This is a genomic window from Pseudomonas sp. R25(2017) (assembly GCF_002112565.1).
Classification (GTDB): Bacteria; Pseudomonadota; Gammaproteobacteria; order Pseudomonadales; family Pseudomonadaceae; genus Aquipseudomonas; species Aquipseudomonas ekonensis.
On sequence record NZ_NEHZ01000024.1, the window covers coordinates 22,540 to 41,147 of the forward strand.

Sequence of the window (18,608 nt, forward strand, 5' to 3'; positions counted from 1 at the left end):
GAGGCCCGCAAGGCCACCGCAAAAGCAAGCTCGGGTCAGCGCGGCAAGCTGTCCACCAGCCAACGCTGGCGCATTTCCTCCAGTCGGCCATCGGCGCGCAAGGCGTCGAGCGCCTGTTGCCAGCGGGCGACCTGGCGGGGGTCGGTCTGGCGGGAGAAGGCGATGTAGGTGTCCTGCTTCATCAGCGGCATCTGGTACTGCAGGCGGCCTGGCTCCATGCCCTGCTCGCGGGCCAACGTGGCGCTGGACAGGGTGTCGGAGACCACGAAGTCGGTTCGCCCCAGGCTGAACAGGCGCATCATCTGCTCCGGGGTCTCCACGCCGTAGAGGTTGTTCAGGTCCTGCTTTTGCAGATAGCTGTAGGCCAGCCATTTGCGCGGCACGGTGATCCGCCCCAAGTGGTCGGCTTCGCGCAGGCTGCGCACCGGTTTCTGCAGATTCTCGTGGGCATAGAGCGCGGTCTCGACCTCCACCAGCGGCCCCACCCATTGGTAACGGTCGTCGCGCTCGTTGGTGCGCAATACGGTGAACACACCGGTGTCCGGCGAGTCGCTGGCCATGCGCAATGCCCGCAGCAGCGGCACCTGCTGCAGGTGGATGTGGTCGCCGGTCTGCTGCGCGAGGGCCTGCACCACGTCCACGCCGAAGCCCACCAGGCGGTCGCCTTCCTGAAAGTGCAGAGGCGGATGGTTGTCGGTGAGCAGGCGCAGCTCCGCCGCGTGGGCCGTCAGGGCCAGCAATGACAGCAGACAGGCGGCGAGGCGTTTCATGGATCGTCCCTGAAAAATCAAACGCGCAGCTTAGTACGGGCGCGGGCTGCCTGTCCCGCGCAATCAGCGGGGCTTTTGCGTCAGAGAGCAAGGCTTATCGGTAGTGGCGGGTTGCTATGGCGTCCCGGCCGACGCCATCGCCGGCGCGGTGATCAGGATTCGGCGAGCATCTCCACCGCGTAGGAGAACACGTAGCCTTCGTTGCGCACGGTCTTGATGTAGGTCGGCTCGCGGGAGTCGTCCAGCAGGCGCTGGCGCAGCCGGCTGACCAGCAGGTCGATGGAACGGTCGAACAGATCGGCTTCCCGGCCCTGGGTCAGGTTGAGCAACTGGTCGCGGCTGAGCACCCGTTGCGGGTGGTCGAGGAACACCCGCAGCAGGCGGTATTCGGCGCCGCTCAGGGCGACCAGGGTGTCGTCCTCGTCGAGCAGGTGGCGGGCGGTGGTGTCCAGGCGCCAGCGGCCGAACGCCAGCAGGCGGCCGGTTTCGGTGATCAGCAGGTTGGGCGGCAGCATCCGCGTGCGGCGCAGCACGGCGTTGATCCGCGCCAGCAGTTCGCGGGCGGCGAAGGGTTTGGTCAGGTAGTCGTCGGCGCCCATCTCAAGGCCCAGGATGCGGTCGGTCTGGTCGTCCCGGGCGGTGAGCATCAGGATCGGCGTGGCCTTGTGCTTGCCGGCGCGCAGTTCGCGGCACAGCACCAGGCCGTCGTCGCCGGGCAGCATGAGGTCGAGCACGATCAGGTCGGCGGTGTTGGCGGCCAGAAAGCTGCGCATCTGCCGGCCGTCGGCGACCACGGTGGTGCGCAGGCCGTTCTTGGTCAGGTAATTGCCGACCAGCTCGCGGATCTCGCGGTCGTCGTCGACGATCAGGATGTGGTTGATGTGGTCCATGGCTGGCGCTCTTGTTGTTGGTTTGTCCGGATCTTCATTGCCCTGATCCGGCGATGTCTAAGCTGATGCTTTCGCCAGCAGGCTGGCTCCCGCAGGGGAACGGCGGCGAATGCGCAATCGGTGGTCGCTGCAGAACGGTGTGGGGGCGAGCCTGCCCGCGATGACGGTGGGCCAGCCACCCGCAAGGGTGACTGACACGGCTCGCTCCCACAGGTTCAGCCTGTCAGGACACGACCTGGTAGCACGGCACGTACGCGGCGCCGCCCGGCAGTTTCATCCGGTGCTGGGCGACGAAGGCTTTGAGCAGCAGGTCCAGCGGCTGCATGATCGCGGCGTCGCCGTGGATCCGGTACGGCCCGTGTTCCTCGATCAGGCGGATGCCCTTGTCCTTGACGTTGCCGGCGACGATCCCGGAAAACGCCCGGCGCAGGTTGGCCGCCAGTTCGTGGGGCGGCTGGTCGCGGTGGAGCTTGAGGTTGGCCATGTTTTCATGGGTCGGGTCGAACGGGCGCTGGAAGCCCTCGTCGATCTTCAGCAGCCAGTTGAAGTGGAACGCGTCGTTGCGCTCGCGGCGGAACTGCTTCACGGCCTTGAGGCCCTGGGTCATCTGCCGGGCGACTTCGGCCGGGTCGTCGATGATGATCTGGTAATGCCCCTTGGCCGCTTCGCCCAGGGTGGCGGTGACGAAGGCGTCCAGTTGCTGCAGGTACGGCGCGGCGTGCTTGGGTCCTGTGAGGATGACCGGGAACGGCAGGCCTTCGTTGTCCGGGTGCATCAGGATGCCCAGCAGGTACAGGAACTCTTCGGCGGTGCCGGCGCCGCCGGGGAAGATGATGATGCCGTGGCCGACGCGCACGAAGGCTTCGAGGCGCTTTTCGATGTCCGGCAGGATCACCAGTTCGTTGACGATCGGGTTCGGCGCCTCGGCGGCGATGATGCCGGGCTCGGTCAGGCCCAGGTAGCGGCCGCCGTGGATGCGCTGCTTGGCGTGGGCGATGGTCGCGCCCTTCATCGGGCCTTTCATCACGCCCGGGCCGCAGCCGGTGCAGATGTCAAGGCTGCGCAGGCCCAGCTCATGGCCGACCTTCTTGGTGTACTTGTATTCGTCGGTGTTGATCGAGTGGCCGCCCCAGCACACGACGATTTTCGGCTCGACGCCCGGCCGCAGGGTGCGCGCGTTGCGCAGCAGGTGGAAGACATAGTCGCTGATGCCCTGAGAAGTGCTCAGGTCGATGCTCAGGGCATCGAGTTCGTTTTCCGTGTAGACGATGTCGCGCAGGGCGCTGAACAGCATCTCGCGGGTGCTGGCGATCATTTCGCCGTCGACGAAGGCGTCGGCGGGAGCGTTCAGCAGTTCCAGGCGCACGCCGCGGTCTTGCTGGTGAATGCGGATCTCGAAGTCCTTGTAGGCTTCCAGGATGGTCTTGGCGTTGTCGACATGGGCGCCGGTGTTGAGGATGGCCAGGGCGCACTGGCGGAAGAGGGTGTAGGTGCTGCCGGATCCGGCTTGGCTCAGTTGCTGGACTTCACGTTGGGAAAGGGTTTCCAGGCTGCCTTTGGGGCTGACCGAGGCATTGATGACGTGTCGTTGGGTCATGCGGTGATCCTTAAAACGATGCCGTTGCGGTGAAGCGGGCCAACGGCATCCGAATGGTGTGTATCCATGAATGAATGTGGCACGGATTGCGTGGTGTCGCCATGTCCCCGTCGGACGGTGAAAAGATGAAAGGGCGCTCCAGCATAGCTAAATCCGCCCCGTTGGCGATAATGCGTCAGCCTCTTTTTAACCCAAGACTTGGAAGCCTGTCGCGATGTTCGAAATCCAGCCGATCGATCCTGTCACCTACCGCCGGCAGACCCGGCGCAGCACGCTGGCCATCGCGGCGCTGTTCCTGGTGCTGGCGATGTCGTTGTCCACGGCGGCGGTCGCGCTGTTCGGCGAGCCGGGCGGCGACAACCTGCGGTTCAACGTCGGCGGGGTGGTGGTCGGTTTTCTGCTGACCGCTGCGCTGCTGCGCGCTCGTTTCTGGCATCAGGCCTGGATGGCGCCGGCGGTGTACGGCTGGCGGCTCAAGCGCAGCCTGATGAGCGTCACCAATGTGATGCATCAGGTGACGGCGGCGGTGGAGCGGGATGATCCGACGGCGACGAAGGTGCTGCGCTTCTATCACCTGGGTTTGGGTCAGATGCATGAACTGGACGGCAACTCCAGCGATCATGGGCAGTTGCGGCGTGAAGCCGAGCAGCACCAGGCGCGGATGGAGGCGTTGGGGATCGACCCCGGTCAGACGCGCCTCGACCCGGCCTGGCTGCAAGCGTTGAAGCCCGCCGCCCGCTAGAACGGAATGCGTGCGGCGCGCCGCCGCTGCCACCGGCGGATCAGGCGCCCGTACACCAGCAGGTTGACCGCCAGCACCACGCTGCCCAGCGCCAGTTGGATCTGCGGGGTCAGGCCCGCCGGATAGATGATCGGCCAGACGTAATGCTCGATGAAGCCGCCGGCGTATTCGGTCTGGCCGGCGGCGTGGCGCATCAGGTTTTCCCAGTAGGTCAGCGGGCAGGTCAGGTGCAGCACTTCCACCAGCACGCCCCAGGTGGCCGCCGGCAGGTGCAGCCAGGCCACGGGCCGCCACTTGAGCGCCAGCAGGCCGCCGAACAGCACGAACAGAATGAACAGCAGATGGAACAGCACGAGGCTGTCGGCGGCGATTCGGTACAGCATGTCGTCTCCCTGACGCGGTGGTGGATGGGGCTCATGGTACGCCAGTACGGAGGGAGGGTGTCTGTGCCGCCGTCATCGCGGGCAAGTCGAATCGTCGCACCGCCGCTCCCACAGTGATCTCTGTCGTTCGCAAGTGTTGCGTACACCGCAAACGGCCTTGGGCCTGTGGTGTCCGGACTGACGTCATCGCCAGCAGGCTGGCTCCCACAGTGTTCCGGGGTGCACACACATTCCCCTGTGGGAGCCAGCCTGCTGGCGATGGCGGCCCCAAGTGCGCAAGATTGTTCAAGCCACGAACGGGCGTTCAATGGCAGAGTCGGCGGCCCTGTTTCCCGGTTGAAGAGCGTTATGTCTGACTCACTCATGCCGCGCCGTGCGTTCCTTCGCGGTGCGGCGGCGATCATGCCGTTATCCCTGGCGACCGCGCCGTGGGGCCTGCTGGCCGGCTCCATGGCGATCGAGGCCAACCTCACCCCGCTGCAAGGGCAGGGGCTGTCGACCATCGTGTTCGCCGGCGCCGCCCAGTTGGTGGCCATCGGCATGCTCAAGGGCGGTGCCGGGCTGTTTTCCATTCTGCTGACCACGGCGCTGCTGACCTCTCAGCACCTGCTGTACGGCATGAGCATGCGTTCGGTGATTTCGCCGCTGCCCGGCCGCTGGCGCCTGGGCCTGGGCTTTCTGCTCACCGACGAGCTGTTCGCCCTCACCAGCCAGCACGACCGCCAGCAGTTCAACCGTTGGTACGCCCTGGGCGTGGGTCTGACGTTCTACGTCGCCTGGAACCTCTTCACCCTCGCCGGGATCGTGCTGGGCAGCAGCATTCCGGGGCTGGAGCACCTGGGCCTGGACTTCTCCATCGCCGCGACCTTCATCGCGCTGATCACCCCGGTGGTGCGCGATGTGCCGACCGTGGTCTGCGTGGCGGTGTCGCTGTTCTGCTCGGTGCTGTTCAGTTACTGGCAGTGGGGCTCGGCGTTGGTTCTGTCGGGGCTGGCCGGGATGGCGGCGGGGTTTGTCTGCAATAAACTGTATCGGGAGCGCACGTGATGGTCTGGGCAGTGATCTTCGGCATGGGCCTGTTGGTGTTCCTCAACCGCTACGTGTTCCTGGAGCCACGCTTGCCGGTGCGCCTGAGCAGCAACGCACGGCAGTTTCTCGGGTTCGCGGTGCCGGGCATGCTGACCGCCATCTGCGGGCCGATCGTGTTCATGCCGGACAAGCAACTGAACCTGCACTGGGACAACCCCTACCTGCTCAGTTCGCTGGTGGCGGTGGGGCTGGTGATCTATACGCGCAATACGTTGCTGAGCATGCTGTTGAGCATGGCGTTCTTCTTTTTGTTGCGCTGGTGGCTGTAAGTTGCACGTCACAAAGTGTTCTACGCTTTAAGGATGATTGGCGAAAGCGAGGCGAACATGGCGAACGAGCAAAGACCTCCGGCACCCATCGATGACGATGAACCGAGCGAAGAAGAGATCGAACGGGAAAAGCACAAAGAACAGACCTGGAAACATGACGACAGCCGTGAGTTGTCCGACCGCGATCAGGAACGTCCTTTGAAACCCTGAACGGCTGAAACGAAAAAGCCCCGCATGCGCGGGGCTTTTTCGTGGGTTCAGAGATCGTCCAGCTGTGTGAAATCGGGGTGGGAAGCCCGATAGCCCAACGTCTTGTCGATCCAGGCGTTGAGCTCGTTGACCATCACCGGCGGGTGGCAGGGATAGCTTTCGAGCGTGGTGCGCAGGATGCGGTCGATATCGGGTACGTCACGCAGGTTTCGGGTCTTTATGTAGTGGCCGATAAAACAGTCGAGTTGAAAGCGCTCTGTCATGGACAGGTGAATACACTCCAGGCCGCGGGCCTGTTTGATTGCAAAATCGTCGCGCAACTTGGTTCTCTGCAAGGATGTTGAGTTTGTCGGGGATTCCTGGTCTGTTGACTCTTCGGTCAACTAAAGTGCCAATTGGAAATGCGGCGCGCATGCTATCCGTAGTGCATCTAAATGTATGTATGACGATTGAAATGTCAGACAGGCGGTTAGTTCGCTCGAACGATTGATTCACGGTGTTGTCTCGCGGTTGATACACCCCCTGTAACGCAGGGGGACAGCACGCGAATCTCTCCTCTGAATGACGTTCCGCCCCGGGGTTTATTTAATCCGTCGGCTGAATCAATTGTGCACCCTGATTGCGGGCGTTACCGACGGCCTTATCGACCTTGTGCCATTGGAAGACGGAAGCCGGTTCGGTGTCGAACAGCAGCATCTGCTCAGCCCGTTCGGCGGGCGTGGCGGGATCCAGCCATTCGTTCACCCGCTCGGCGGGCAGCACCAGCGGGCGCCGGTCATGTATGTCGAGCAGGCCGCCTTCGCTGTCGGCGGTGATGATGACAAAGCCGTCGTCTTCCTTTGGCGGCGTGCCGGGTGTCGGAAACTGACCGATGGCCGCGCAGAAAATCGCGCCATGGTCGGCACGACGGATCAGCCAGGGCTGTCGGCTTTTGTCGGGGCCGTCCACCCATTCGAACCAGTTGTCCACGGGCACGATCAGCCGGTGTCGCCAGATTGCCCGGAAGAACGGGCCGTGGGCGACTTTTTCCACCCGCGCGTTGATCGGCGCCGCGCGGTCCTTGGCCCAGTGCGGGCGCCAGCCCCAGCGCAGGTTGTCGGCGTGCAGGCGATGTTCGTGCTGATGGAGGATGGCCAGCGAGGTGGTGGGCGCGGCGTTGTAGCGGGCCAGCGGCGCGTCGCCGACGTGATTGATCAGCGCATCGGGAATGCTCAGGACCGCCACGAAATCGTGGATGCCCCGGTACTGCGACAGTCGTCCGCACATCCGCCGAACCTCCGGCAAACGATATCTACAGCCTTGAGCTTAGTTGCGCGTATAAATGCAGCCAGAGGAACAGAGGCGCAGGGGCCTCGAACGGGCGCCGGAACCAAAGACGACGGCCTCGATCCAACTCCGGCCCGCTCTGGCGGGGCGCAGGGAGGCGACGGCGGCGAGGGAGTTTTGCCAATCGACAACATGACCGTCACGGTCGGGTGCAAGGCAAGACATGAAGCATTGGTTCAGGCTGTTCAGCGTAGTGGCCGTCGCCCTCGGGCTGGCCGGGTGCATCGCCGCACCCATCGAGATGACCCCGCAGACCGAGACCCGGCTCAAGGCCCAGGCGCCGGTGCGTTTTCTGCTGACCTTCGATGACGGCCCCAGCGCCTCCAGTTTCTGGAACCCGACCGCCACCGTGCTCGACAGCCTCAAGACCAACCCGGTGCAGCCGGATCTGAAGGCAGTGTTCTTCGTCCAGACCCGCGCCCCGCGGGCCGGCAACAGCGACATCGGCCGCAGCCTCATGCGCCGGGAGCACGCCGAAGGGCATGTGCTGGGCTTCCACACCGCGACCCCTTGGCACACCAACCACCGTTCGCTGGAGCCTGCGGAGCTCGAAGAGGCGCTGACCAACGGCACGGCGGACATCGCCGCCATCACCGGAGCGCCGCCGGTGCTGCTGCGTCCGCCGTTCTGGAACTACGACAAGCGCACGTTCGCCGCCTATCGGCGGCACGGCCTGAGCGTGCTGCTGACGGACCTCAGCGCCAACGACGGCAAGATCTGGGGCTTCAACGCCAGCCCCAGGCGCCGGGCGAACATGCTGCGGCAGTTGTCGGAAGTCCGCGAGCGGATCGCCCTCGGCGAATTGCCGACGGTCGACGGGGTGATACCGGTGGTGGTGACGTTCCATGACCTGAACCGCTACACCGCGCGCCATGCCCGCGAGTACCTGCAGATCCTGCTCGACAGCGCCGCCGCCACCGGTGTGCGGCTGGCGGACAAGCCGTTCTACGACGATCATGCGGCACTGGAGAAAGCGGCGCTGGCCCGCACCGTCCGTCAGAGTTCGGATCCGGTGCGCCTGCCGGGGATCTGGAACTGGATCTGGGACCGCAACGCCCATTGACGGGCGTATGCCAGGGATGTGAAACGGTTGGCATTTGCTGACGCAGCAAAGTGCACAGGGCTCATCTATGCTCAACCGGTCGAAGGATCAGACGCCTGTGAGGCTGCGCCCATGCTTGCCATCGCCGATATTTGCCGCATCGTGGAGTCCGGGTTCCGGCCCTTGTACTGCGACTGCACCGAAAATGCCCAGGGTCTGTTGCAGATCAAGGTGTACGAGCCTGAAAGCGGGCGCGTCGATCTGCTGCTCAACGGCGTTTCGCCGGAGCATCTGGTCACCATTCGTGACATTTCCAATTTCATCGGTGAATTGCGCACCGAAATGAGCGCCGGCCGCCGGGCGTTCGCCGGCTGAGCGCTCAGAGCCGGCGCCGGAAGGCGCGGACAATGCGCAAGGTCGCCTCGCTGACGTTCAGGGCGTGCACCTCGTCCAGCGGCTGCCACAGGCAATCGACAATCTCGTTCTGCGGCCTGGCCAGGGCCGGATCCAGCGCAGACGCCTCATAGACGTGGTGGCGGGTGCTGCCGCTCTGCAGTTCCATCAGGCACAGCATGTCCTCGGCGATCAGGCCGGTTTCCTCCAACAGTTCCCGCACGGCGGCCTGCGCCCGCGTCTCGCCGGGCTCGACCTTGCCGCCCGGCAGCGTCCAGCGGCAATGGGCCTTGCGCACCAGGAGAATGTGCCGGTCCTGTTCGCAGATCACGGTTGCACGTATTTTCATTTGTTACCCGATTGCCGTTTGTCATAAAACTGTCACGAATCTGCAATATCCGCGCCGCGCAAGGGCTTAGAGGTTCTGAGGGCCGACAGGTCACAAAAGTGCCGCAGAGTTGACGTGGGCCGGTGCGACGTCCGGTCGGCACAGTGCCGCGGTGGGGGTGTAAGGTGCAAGCGTGAAACTGTTTCATCGCGAGCGGACAGGAGGTGCCTATGAGCATTGCGATGTTGAACAAGATGCACATGAACGGTTATGACGTGCTCAGCGTCAACAACGGCCCTTGGCGGGTCTGCACCGAGGGCGACCGGCTGGCGTCGTTCGCCAGCCGGGAAGAGGCGCTGGCGTATGCCGCCGCGCTGCCGGGCTACAGGAGCCGCACCCGCGCCCGCCGGTCGGGCTGAGGGTCTGAGGCTCTCAGGGCCAAGACGCAAAAGCCCCGGATGTCCGGGGCTTTTTGTTGGGTGTCTGATTGGGTGAATGGTTGGGCGGCGGGGCTCAGTGCACCTTGACCCGGCTGATGGCGCGGGCTTTCACCTCCTTGGCGTAGAGTTGCAGGCGTTCCTCGTCGCTTTGCAGCACTTCGCAGGATCTGAGCACCGCCTGGGCGTCCGCTTCGTTGCCGGACTTGCGCAATTGCTCGGCGATGCGCTTGAGGTCGACCGCCGACCACCTGAGATCCGACGCGACACTCTGAAGGTCGCGCTGTAGTTCGTGTTCGTATTCGTTGAGCCGCATGATCACCTCCGGAACATTCTCGGTACAGAAGAGTAGCCGCATTTTCGGGAGGCGGGGCAAGGGTCGCCTGTCGGCGGGCTGAACGGATGCCGATCAGGCTTCGGCGCCGTGGCGGCGGGTCGCTGAAGGCAGTGCGCCACGATGGATGTCCGCACAGTTACAGGGTACATTCGCGTTTTTTGACGATGAAGGATTCACCATGCGGATGTTGATCGGGGGCATGCTGTTGGCGGCGTTGGCCGGTTGTTCGTTGCCGGCCTCGTTGGTGCCGGGCGAACCGAATGTCAACAAGACCAGCGCGAAGGCCCCCAAGGATTACGCCGCCTGCGTGCTGCCGCTGTGGCAGCAGGACATCCCCAAGACCACCCAGACCGCCATCTCCAACGGCTACCGCATCACCGCGCCGAGCATCGTCACGGCGGACGAGATCCTGGACATCGTCAAGTACAAGGACGGCAGCCGGGTGTCCCTGTACCAGGGGCCGCCGTGGGCCAAGTCCGGGTCGTTGCGCAAGGCCGTGCGCGATTGCCTCTGAGGGCGATCCAACCTGTGTGAAAAAAGCGGAAACCGGGTGACGGTTTCCGCTTTTTTTTGCCTGTGCGCCGAGGGATCAGTCGGAAAGGTCGATGAGGGGGATCGAAGCGCCGCCGGCCTTTTTGTCGCGCCGCTCCTGCATCCAGTCTTCCACTTGGCTGCCGAACTGCGGCGGTGCCTTGCGGCCGACCCTCCTGGCGATGTCGAGGATGGTCTGCTGGGCGAGCGCTTCTTCCATGCGCTTTTGCGCGGTCAGCATCGCCGCGTGGATCGAGCAGGTGCCTTCCACCGCCCAGTCCGGCGGCGAACCCTCGAACAAGGCGCAGCGGCCGCGGATGTCGCGGCATTCGAAAATGTTCTTGCGCCCGTCGATGGCGTTGACGATGTCGAGCAGGGTGATCTCGTCCGCCGGCCGCGCCAGCGTGAAGCCGCCGCGCACGCCGCCGGTGGCGGTCACCAGTTTGCCCTTGGCCAGTTTGGTGAAGATCTTGGCCAGGTAGTCCAGCGGCACGCCTTGCAGGTCCGCCAGGTCGCGCACGCTCGCTTCGCGGCTGTCGCCGCCGTTGCCCACCAGAAAGATCAGGCAGTGGATGCCGTATTCGACCCCCGCACTGTAAAGCGACATAGCTATCTCCGACTTCAGTTGTCGCCGATGTTATCAGGCCTTGGAGGGGGCGGCAAATGTGGGGACGCCAGGGTTTTCTGGTTCTGGAGTAGGGCTTTTCGGCCTATTCCCTAGAAATGCAGCGTCGTTGCCAGGCCGTTTTCTACGAATAGCTATCGAAATTTTCGATTTCAATGATCGTAAAATCTGACTTGTCGATTCTAAAGGCGACCAATAGAGTCGCCGTTGTCGACAGGGATGCCCGCTGCGCCTGAATCCTCAACGCGTAGGTCGGCACCCCGGCGGGCAATCCCGCCCAACCTTTTTCCATGACTTGGCCACGTGCCGGGAGACAACGATGAAACAGCACATTCTGGTGATCGGCGCAGGTTTCGGTGGCATGTGGAGCGCGTTGAGCGCCACGCGCCTGGTGGACATCCACAACCGGGACAACATCGACGTGACCGTCCTTGCGCCGCAGGCCGAGCTGCGCGTGCGTCCGCGTTTCTACGAACCGAACGCCCATCAACTGGCCGCGCCGCTCGGCGAACTGTTCGAAGCGGTCGGCGTTCACTTCATCAAGGGCGCGGCGCACAGCATCGACGTGCAGGCCAAGACCGTGGGCTACACCGACGCCGCCGGCGCCGGGCAGGTCTTCCACTACGACAAGCTGGTGCTGGCCTCGGGCAGCGGCCTGGCCCTGCCGGACACCCCGGGCGTGGCGCAGCATGCGTTCGATGTCGACCAGATCGAATCGGCGATCCGCCTGGAGAACCATCTCAAGGCCCTGGCCGACCGCCCTCAGAGCCCGGCGCGCAACACCGTGGTGGTGGCCGGCGGCGGCTTCACCGGGATCGAGACGGCGACCGAAATGCCGGCACGCCTTCGCGAAGTGCTGGGCGAGCAAGCGGACATCCGGGTGATCGTCGTGGATCGCGGCCAGAAGATCGGCGTGTCCATGGGCGAGGCCATCAGCGTGAAGATCGCCGAGGCGAGTGAAGAGCTGGGCGTCGAATGGCGACTGGGTGTGTCGGTGCTGTCGGTCGATGAAAACGGCGTGACCCTGTCCGACGGTCAGCGCATCGAGGCGAACACCGTGGTCTGGACCACCGGCGTACGCGCCAGTTCCCTGACCGAGCAGATTCCCGCCGAGCGCGACCGTCAGGGACGCCTGCACGTCGATGCGCACCTGAAAGTGATCGGCCAGGACGACATCTTCGCCACCGGCGATGTGGCCTACGCCGCCACCGACGACATCGGCAACTTCGCCCTGATGACCTGCCAACACGCCATTTCGCTGGGCCGGCATGCGGGCAACAACGTGGCCGCGCAGATCCTCGGGGTCGAGCCGACGCCGTACAGCCAGCCCAAGTACGTCACCTGCCTGGACCTGGGCGCGTGGGGCGCGGTGTACACCGAAGGCTGGGATCGCCAGGTGAAGCTGGAGAAGGAAGAGGGCAAGTCGCTCAAGACCCAGATCAACACCCAGTGGATCTACCCGCCGGCGGCTGACCGCACCGTTGCGCTGGCGGCGGCGGATCCGATGATCCCCGTGGTCGCCTGATCACCCCGTAAAGCCACAGGATCCCGCCCTTGACTGAGTGCAAGGGCGGGATTTTTTTTGCCCGCGCCCAGGCTATGACCAAAAGTCATTGCCCCATGATTTTTAATGGTTACGGCCCGCTCGGCACCCGATGCTAAAAAATCGCAAACACAGCTCATCAATAACAACCAGAGAGCGTTTGCAGCCATGTCCCGATTGCCCCGCCACGTCTCCCTGCGTCCGTTGTTGATCCCTCCGCGCCACCCAGAGTAATGACAGATGAAAGAACTCGACCTCTACATCGGTGAAGGTTTCGAAGGCCCGGGCGTGAACGCCGCGCACATCAACATCCTGATCGGCCCGCGCAACGGTCCGGCGGGGCAGGCGTTCGCCAACAGCCTGGCCTCGCCGAGCCAGGGCCATTGCCCGTTCATGGTGATCGCCCAGCCGAACATCCCGGTCAAGCCGATGACCCTCTACGTGAACAAGGCCGCCATCGTCGGCGACCTGCACGGCAACGCCACCTGGGGCGCGTCCCAGGCCGGGATCGCCAAGGCCGTGCTCGAAGCGCTGCTCGACGGCACGCTGCCGCCGGAAGCCGAGGACGAGTGGGCGATCGTCACTGCCAACTGGGTCAACCCGGCCTGCGACGACCTCGATGCGGTGTACCTGAACAACTACAACGCCTGCCGCACCGCGATCCGCGCCGCCCTGACCGGTAAGCCGGAAACCGCGCAGCTCAAGGATGTGGTCAACCACATCGGCAACCCTTTCTACACCCCCAAAGCCTGAGGTCCGCGCCATGCAATACATCCGTTTGGGCAACTCCGGCCTGCAAGTCTCCCGCCTGTGCCTGGGCACCATGAACATGGGCACCCCGGACTGGAAACCGTGGATCTTCAATGAAAAGCAGAGCGAGCCGATCGTGGCCCACGCCCTGGCCAACGGCGTGAACTTCATTGACCTGGCGGACTTCTATTCCGCCGGCGTCGGCGAGGAAGTGGTGGGGCGCATCGTCAAGCGCCTGGCCCGGCGCGAGGATCTGGTGATCACCACCAAGGTCGGCTACGGCACCCGCACCGGCCTCAATGCCAGCGGCCATTCGCGCAAGCACATCATGGACAGCATCGACGCTTCGCTGAAGCGCCTGGACATGGATTACGTCGACGTGTTCATGCTGCATTACTTCGACGTCAACACCCCGGTCGAAGAGACCATGGGCGCGCTGAACGACATCGTGCGTTCGGGCAAGGCGCGCTACATCGGCGTGTCCACCATGCTCACCGGCCAGTTGGCCAAACTCCTCATGGCCTGCGCGCGCAACGGCTGGGTCAAGCCGATCAACATGCAGCTGCAGCTGAACTGCGCCTACCGCGAGGAAGAGCGCGAGATGATCCCGTTCTGCCGCGACCAGGGCATCGGCGTGTCGGTGTTCAGCCCGCTGGCCCGGGGCCTTTTGACCGGCGACGTACAGTCGACCCGCAACCAGACCGACTTCTTCACCCAACAGATGTACAGCGACGAGGCCTCGTTCGAGATCGCCCGTTCGGTGCAGCGCGTGGCCCGTGCCCGCGGCGTGTCGAACGCGCAGATCGCCCAGGCCTGGGTCGCCCACCACCCGGGTGTGGATTGCATGCTGGTCGGCGCCGACACCACGGCGCAGTTCGACAGCGCCTTGGCGGCGCTGGACACCCGGCTCGACGCCGAAGAGCTGCATGAGTTGGAACGCAATTACACCCCGTGCGACGTGATCAACGACTACACCGCCGGCAAGCGCATCCTGCGCACGCCGCGTCCGGGCCATGAGCGCTTCACCTTGCAGGAGGCGGTGGCATGAGCGGGCTGATCCGTCACGGCAATTTTATCGACGGCCAGTGGGGGCAGGGCGGGGCGACGTACCCGGTGCTCAACCCGGCCAACGGTGAGGTGATCGCCGAGGTGCAAAAGGCCGGCGCCGAAGAAACCCGCCTGGCCATCGAAGCCGCCGACCGCGCGTTGCCGGCCTGGCGCGCGTTCACCGCCAAGGAGCGCAGCCAGCGTCTCAAGCGCTGGAGCGAACTGATGCTCGCCCACCAGCAGGAACTGGCGACCTTGCTCAGCCGCGAGCAGGGCAAGCCGTTGGCCGAAGCCAAGGGCGAGGTGGTCTACGCCGCGAGTTTCCTGGAGTGGTTCGGCGAAGAGGCCAAGCGCGCTTACGGCGATGTGATCCCGAGCCACAAGGCCGACGCCCGCATCATCGTGACCAAGGAGGCCATCGGCGTGGTCGCTGCGATCACCCCATGGAACTTCCCGTTGGCGATGGTCACCCGCAAGGTCGGCCCGGCGCTGGCGGCCGGCTGCACGATGATTCTCAAGCCGTCGGAGGAGACCCCGCTGTCGGCCTTCGCCCTGGCGGTGCTGGCCGAGCAGGCGGGGATTCCGGCCGGGGTGTTCAACATCGTCTCCGGCGATGCGGTGGCCATCGGCGGCGCGCTGCAGGCGTCCGCTGTGGTGCGCAAGCTGTCGTTCACCGGCTCCACCCGCACCGGCAAGCTGCTGATGCGCCAGGCCGCCGACACCTTGAAGAAGGTCTCGCTGGAACTGGGCGGCAACGCGCCGTTCATTGTGTTCGACGACGCCGACCTCGACGCGGCCGTCAAAGGCGCCATGGCTTCCAAGTTCCGCAATACCGGGCAGACCTGCGTCTGCGTGAACCGCTTCTTCATTCAGGACGGCGTCTTCGAAGCCTTCACCGGCAAGCTCGCCGAGGCGGTCGCCGCCATGCGGGTCGGCCCTGCGCTGGAGGGCGACACCGAACAGGGCCCGCTGATCAACGCCGCTGCCCTGGCCAAGGTCGAGGCCCACGTCAGCGATGCGCTGGACAAGGGCGCCACGCTGTTGTGCGGCGGTCGCCGGCATGCCCTCGGCGGCACGTTCTACGAGCCGACCATCCTCATCGACGCCACGGGCGACATGCTCATCGCTCAGGACGAAACCTTCGGCCCGGTGGCCGCCTGCTTCCGCTTCAAGGATGAGGCCCAGGTGCTGGCGGCGGCCAACGACACGCCGTTCGGTCTGTCGGCGTACTTCTACAGCCGCGACATCGGCCGGGTCTGGCGCATGGCCGAAGGCCTGGAGGCGGGGATGGTCGGGATCAACGAAGGGATCATCTCCACGGAGGTCGCGCCGTTCGGCGGCATCAAGGAATCGGGCCTGGGGCGCGAGGGCTCGAAGTACGGTCTGGAGGACTACCTGGAGATCAAGTACCTGCTGATGGGCGGGCTCTAGCCCGCTCGGTCCGTCTGCGGGGGCGAATGCCTGCGGTGCCTGGGCTGACGCCTTCGCAGGCCAGCCCGCTCCCACAGGGTCTGTGGTCGCTGCCAAACCATGGGGGAGCAGGCTCGCCCGCGAAGACGGTGTGTCGGGCAACGCCCAGTTCACTGACACACCGCCTCCACCGCGAATCATGAAGCAAGCGCAATCGGTTTCTCCGTCAATAACAACAATTGGAGACGAACATGTCCGCTCAACCCGTAAAGATCGATGACCTGCCCATCGGGCGCTTTCATCTCAAGATCGCCGGCCTGACCTTCGGCGCGCACTTCACCGACGGCTACATCCTCGGCCTGATCGGCATCGCCTTCACCTTGCTCAGCCCGCAGATGCACCTGGATGCGTTCTGGCAGGGGCTGATCGGTTCCTCGGCGCTGATCGGGCTGTTTCTCGGCAGCCTGTTCTTCGGCTGGATCTCGGACAAGGTCGGCCGGCAGAAGATCTTCCTGGTCAGCTTCGTGCTGATCACCCTGGCGTCGGTGATGCAGTTCTATGTCGAGACCGCCATGGGCCTGTTCCTGTGCCGGGTGCTGATCGGCATCGGTTTGGGCGGCGATTTCAGCGTCGGCCACGCGATGCTCGCCGAGTTCGCGCCGAAGCGGCACCGGGGCGTGCTGCTCGGTTCGTTCAGCGTGATCTGGACTTTCGGCTATGTGGCCGCGACCTTCGTCGGCACCGCCATGCTCAGCCTGGGCGACGACGCCTGGCGCTGGATGCTGGCCTCGTCGGCGATCCCGGCGGCGTTGATCCTCATCGCGCGGATCGGCACGCCGGAATCGCCGCGCTGGCTGGTCAACCAGGGCCGTGTGGCCGAAGCCCGGGCTATTGTGAAACGCTACCTGGGCGACAACGTCGAGCTGGACGAAACCCGTTCCACGGAACAGCGTTCGGGCTACGCGGTGCTGTTCAGCCGCGAGTACCGCAAGCGCACGGCGTTCAACTGCCTGTTCTTCGTCTGCATCGTCATGCCGTACTTCGCCATTTACACCTTCCTGCCGTCGATCCTGCAGAAGATGGGCCTGGCCGAAGGCTTCGGCACGGAGCTGATGCTCAACCTGCTGCTGATCCTCGGCGCGCTGATCGGCATCTGGTGCACGATCAAGTTCACCCGGCGCGGGTTCCTGATCAACTCATTCGTCATTCTGGCGGTGGCGCTGTTCCTGCTGGCGGTGCTGCCGGGCAGCGCGGCCTGGCTGATGGTGCTGGTGTTCGGGCTGTTCACCCTGGTGCTGTCGGCGGTGAGCAACCTGGTCGGTGTGTTCCCGGCGGAGAGCTTCCCGACGGAGGTGCGCGCCAGCGGCATCGGTCTGGCGACGGCGGTCAGCCGACTCGGCTCGGCCGTCAGCACCTTCCTGCTGCCGGTGAGCGTGGCGGGCATCGGCCTGAGCCCGACCATGGGCATCCTGGCGGCGATCCTGGCCATCGGCGCGCTGCTGTCCTGGGCCTGGGCGCCAGAGACCAAGTCGCTGACGCTGAGCCAGGCGTGCAAGGCCCAGAGCCCGGTGGAAGGCACACTGCCGGCCGGCGCCAAGGCGGTTGCCCCGGTCTAGGCTGCTGGCCCTTGTGGGAGCCAGCCTGCTGGCGATAGCGGTGGGTCAGACAGCAGGGATGTCGGCAGTGCTGGCCTCATCGCTGGCAAGCCAGCTCCCACAGGTTTTGGTGGTGTGCATGAATCTTGGGGACACCCGGGATATCTGTGGGAGCTGGCTTGCCAGCGATAGCGGTGGGTCAGGCAACAGGGATGTTGGCAGTGCTGGCCTCATCGTTGGCAAGCCAGCTCTCACAGGGTCTTGTGGTGGGCACAGAATCTGTCATCACCGCAGATGCCTGTGGGAGCCAGCCTGCCGGCGATAGCGGTGGGGCAGGCAACAGGGATGTCCGTGCCGGCCGCAGTGCACAGGCCGCCGATCAGGGATTGCTGACCCTTTCCAGCCAATCGGTGAACAGCTTCACCTTCGACAGGCCTTGCTTGTCGTTCGCCACGTCCAGCCAGTAGCCGTAAGGGCCGGTCACTTCGACCGGGGTGATGGGCAGCAGGCTGCCGTTGGCCAGTTCCTTTTCGATCATCTGCCGGTCGATCACCGCCAGCCCGCCGCCGGCCAGTGCGGTGTGGATCACCTGGTCCAGGGTGCTGAACTCGATCCCTTGCCCGGCGTCGATGTCGTCCCGGCCCATGGCCGCCAGCCAGTTCTCCCAGACCTTCAGGCGCTTGCCGTCGTGCAGGATGTGCAGCAGCGGCGCACTGCGCAGTTCCGGCGCTTGGCCTGAGTCGAACAGCTCCGGACTGGCCACCGCGATGTGCCGTTCCATCACCAGCAAGCGGCTCGCGCAATGGCTGGCCGCCGCGAGCCCGAAACGGATATGGCAATCGATCTCCGCCAGGCTCTCGTGGCTGGCGTGGTTGGTGACGCTGAGGTTGATGTCCGGGTAACGCTGACAGAACGCACGCAGGTGCGGCGACAGCCAGCGGGTGGCCCAGGTCGGCGGCGCGAGCACCCGCAGGCGCTGGCGCAGGTTGGGCACGCGCACGGCTTGCAGGGCGCGCTCGATGTGATCGAACGCTTCGGCCAAGTGCGGGGACAGGTTGCTGCCGGCTTCGGTCAGCGTCAGCCCTTGCGGGGTGCGCACGAACAGGGCGACGCCCAGGTAATCTTCCAGCTGCTTGATCTGGCGGCTGACCGCGCCCTGGGTGACGTTCAGCCCCTGTGCAGCCTGGCTGAAACTGCGGTGGCGGGCGACTTCTTCGAATACGCGCAAGGTATTGAGGGAGGGCAGTTGGCGCATGGAGGCGGGACTCCGGACCGGACGGTTTGTTTTTGTTTT

23 protein-coding genes are annotated in these 18,608 nt (G+C 64.7%); 13 read left to right on the plus strand and 10 right to left on the minus strand.

Annotation, left to right across the window (positions count from 1 at the left end):
• Positions 1 to 35: 35 nt before the first annotated feature.
• The 3 genes from CAG31_RS25425 to ppnN all read right to left on the minus strand — a co-directional run bounded on the left by CAG31_RS25425 (position 36) and on the right by ppnN (position 3,257).
• Positions 36 to 770 (minus strand): ABC transporter substrate-binding protein, encoded by a 735-nt coding sequence (locus CAG31_RS25425; protein WP_085586396.1) that lies wholly within the window; start codon positions 768 to 770, stop codon positions 36 to 38.
• A gap of 152 nt (positions 771 to 922) precedes the next feature.
• Positions 923 to 1,660, minus strand: coding sequence for a response regulator (locus CAG31_RS25430; RefSeq protein ID WP_085586398.1), 738 nt, complete (start codon positions 1,658 to 1,660; stop codon positions 923 to 925).
• Positions 1,661 to 1,883: 223 nt separating this feature from the next.
• Complete coding sequence (ppnN, locus tag CAG31_RS25435; RefSeq protein ID WP_085586400.1) at positions 1,884 to 3,257, minus strand: nucleotide 5'-monophosphate nucleosidase PpnN; 1,374 nt, start codon at positions 3,255 to 3,257, stop codon at positions 1,884 to 1,886.
• Between the two features lie 214 nt (positions 3,258 to 3,471).
• Between ppnN and CAG31_RS25440 the strand changes: the two genes are divergently transcribed.
• A complete protein-coding gene (locus tag CAG31_RS25440; RefSeq protein ID WP_085586402.1) occupies positions 3,472 to 3,999 on the plus strand; it encodes a DUF3087 domain-containing protein in 528 nt (175 codons plus the stop codon).
• On the opposite strand, the gene CAG31_RS25445 is transcribed toward CAG31_RS25440, so the two are convergent.
• Positions 3,996 to 4,382: a DUF2784 domain-containing protein gene (locus CAG31_RS25445; protein ID WP_085586404.1), complete on the minus strand. Its 387-nt coding sequence runs from the start codon at positions 4,380 to 4,382 to the stop codon at positions 3,996 to 3,998. The two genes, CAG31_RS25440 and CAG31_RS25445, sit on opposite strands and share 4 nt — an antisense overlap.
• A gap of 348 nt (positions 4,383 to 4,730) precedes the next feature.
• Here CAG31_RS25445 and CAG31_RS25450 point away from each other — a divergent pair, with 348 nt between their 5' ends.
• From CAG31_RS25450 to CAG31_RS28520, 3 genes are read left to right on the plus strand one after another with little or no spacing between them, the layout of a single operon-like run.
• The gene (locus CAG31_RS25450; RefSeq protein ID WP_085586406.1) at positions 4,731 to 5,429 is read left to right on the plus strand and encodes an AzlC family ABC transporter permease; all 699 of its coding nucleotides are present in this window, start codon (positions 4,731 to 4,733) and stop codon (positions 5,427 to 5,429) included.
• Positions 5,429 to 5,740: an AzlD domain-containing protein gene (locus CAG31_RS25455; protein WP_170930293.1), complete on the plus strand. Its 312-nt coding sequence runs from the start codon at positions 5,429 to 5,431 to the stop codon at positions 5,738 to 5,740. The genes CAG31_RS25450 and CAG31_RS25455 overlap by 1 nt, the downstream gene beginning before the upstream one ends.
• A gap of 57 nt (positions 5,741 to 5,797) precedes the next feature.
• A complete protein-coding gene (locus tag CAG31_RS28520; protein ID WP_170930063.1) occupies positions 5,798 to 5,950 on the plus strand; it encodes a hypothetical protein in 153 nt (50 codons plus the stop codon).
• A 47-nt stretch (positions 5,951 to 5,997) separates the two neighbouring features.
• On the opposite strand, the gene CAG31_RS25460 is transcribed toward CAG31_RS28520, so the two are convergent.
• Together CAG31_RS25460 and CAG31_RS25465 are read right to left on the minus strand one after the other, a co-directional pair.
• A complete protein-coding gene (locus CAG31_RS25460) occupies positions 5,998 to 6,270 on the minus strand; it encodes a hypothetical protein (RefSeq protein ID WP_085586504.1) in 273 nt (90 codons plus the stop codon).
• A 265-nt stretch (positions 6,271 to 6,535) separates the two neighbouring features.
• Positions 6,536 to 7,216, minus strand: a complete 681-nt coding sequence (locus CAG31_RS25465; RefSeq protein ID WP_085586410.1) for an SOS response-associated peptidase — start codon at positions 7,214 to 7,216, stop codon at positions 6,536 to 6,538.
• 223 nt (positions 7,217 to 7,439) lie between these two features.
• Between CAG31_RS25465 and CAG31_RS25470 the strand changes: the two genes are divergently transcribed.
• Positions 7,440 to 8,339 (plus strand): polysaccharide deacetylase family protein, encoded by a 900-nt coding sequence (locus CAG31_RS25470; protein ID WP_085586412.1) that lies wholly within the window; start codon positions 7,440 to 7,442, stop codon positions 8,337 to 8,339.
• Positions 8,340 to 8,450: 111 nt separating this feature from the next.
• Entirely contained in the window at positions 8,451 to 8,693 is a 243-nt protein-coding gene (locus tag CAG31_RS25475; RefSeq protein ID WP_085586414.1) for a DUF1652 domain-containing protein, read from the plus strand.
• A 4-nt stretch (positions 8,694 to 8,697) separates the two neighbouring features.
• Here the strand turns inward: CAG31_RS25475 and CAG31_RS25480 are convergent, their stop codons facing one another.
• Complete coding sequence (locus CAG31_RS25480; protein ID WP_085586416.1) at positions 8,698 to 9,060, minus strand: NUDIX hydrolase; 363 nt, start codon at positions 9,058 to 9,060, stop codon at positions 8,698 to 8,700.
• 209 nt (positions 9,061 to 9,269) lie between these two features.
• Between CAG31_RS25480 and CAG31_RS25485 the strand changes: the two genes are divergently transcribed.
• Positions 9,270 to 9,458: a DUF2188 domain-containing protein gene (locus CAG31_RS25485; RefSeq protein WP_085586418.1), complete on the plus strand. Its 189-nt coding sequence runs from the start codon at positions 9,270 to 9,272 to the stop codon at positions 9,456 to 9,458.
• A 94-nt stretch (positions 9,459 to 9,552) separates the two neighbouring features.
• Here CAG31_RS25485 and CAG31_RS25490 read toward each other — a convergent pair whose 3' ends face one another.
• On the minus strand, positions 9,553 to 9,792 hold the full coding sequence (locus tag CAG31_RS25490) for a hypothetical protein (RefSeq protein ID WP_085586420.1): 240 nt from the start codon (positions 9,790 to 9,792) through the stop codon (positions 9,553 to 9,555).
• A gap of 199 nt (positions 9,793 to 9,991) precedes the next feature.
• Here CAG31_RS25490 and CAG31_RS25495 point away from each other — a divergent pair, with 199 nt between their 5' ends.
• Positions 9,992 to 10,327, plus strand: coding sequence for a hypothetical protein (locus tag CAG31_RS25495; protein WP_085586422.1), 336 nt, complete (start codon positions 9,992 to 9,994; stop codon positions 10,325 to 10,327).
• 75 nt (positions 10,328 to 10,402) lie between these two features.
• On the opposite strand, the gene CAG31_RS25500 is transcribed toward CAG31_RS25495, so the two are convergent.
• Complete coding sequence (locus CAG31_RS25500; RefSeq protein ID WP_085586424.1) at positions 10,403 to 10,951, minus strand: Rrf2 family transcriptional regulator; 549 nt, start codon at positions 10,949 to 10,951, stop codon at positions 10,403 to 10,405.
• 337 nt (positions 10,952 to 11,288) lie between these two features.
• Here CAG31_RS25500 and CAG31_RS25505 point away from each other — a divergent pair, with 337 nt between their 5' ends.
• From CAG31_RS25505 to CAG31_RS25525, 5 genes are all read left to right on the plus strand, one after another.
• On the plus strand, positions 11,289 to 12,494 hold the full coding sequence (locus tag CAG31_RS25505) for an NAD(P)/FAD-dependent oxidoreductase (protein ID WP_085586426.1): 1,206 nt from the start codon (positions 11,289 to 11,291) through the stop codon (positions 12,492 to 12,494).
• 258 nt (positions 12,495 to 12,752) lie between these two features.
• Positions 12,753 to 13,265, plus strand: coding sequence for a formaldehyde-activating enzyme (gene fae / locus CAG31_RS25510; RefSeq protein ID WP_085586428.1), 513 nt, complete (start codon positions 12,753 to 12,755; stop codon positions 13,263 to 13,265).
• A gap of 10 nt (positions 13,266 to 13,275) precedes the next feature.
• Positions 13,276 to 14,310 (plus strand): aldo/keto reductase, encoded by a 1,035-nt coding sequence (locus tag CAG31_RS25515; RefSeq protein WP_085586430.1) that lies wholly within the window; start codon positions 13,276 to 13,278, stop codon positions 14,308 to 14,310.
• A complete protein-coding gene (locus CAG31_RS25520; RefSeq protein ID WP_085586432.1) occupies positions 14,307 to 15,740 on the plus strand; it encodes an NAD-dependent succinate-semialdehyde dehydrogenase in 1,434 nt (477 codons plus the stop codon). Before CAG31_RS25515 ends, CAG31_RS25520 begins: the two co-directional genes overlap by 4 nt.
• 230 nt (positions 15,741 to 15,970) lie before the next feature.
• Positions 15,971 to 17,335 (plus strand): MFS transporter, encoded by a 1,365-nt coding sequence (locus CAG31_RS25525; RefSeq protein WP_085586434.1) that lies wholly within the window; start codon positions 15,971 to 15,973, stop codon positions 17,333 to 17,335.
• Between the two features lie 358 nt (positions 17,336 to 17,693).
• On the opposite strand, the gene CAG31_RS25530 is transcribed toward CAG31_RS25525, so the two are convergent.
• Positions 17,694 to 18,569, minus strand: coding sequence for a LysR substrate-binding domain-containing protein (locus CAG31_RS25530; RefSeq protein ID WP_085586436.1), 876 nt, complete (start codon positions 18,567 to 18,569; stop codon positions 17,694 to 17,696).
• Between the last annotated feature and the right edge of the window lie 39 nt (positions 18,570 to 18,608).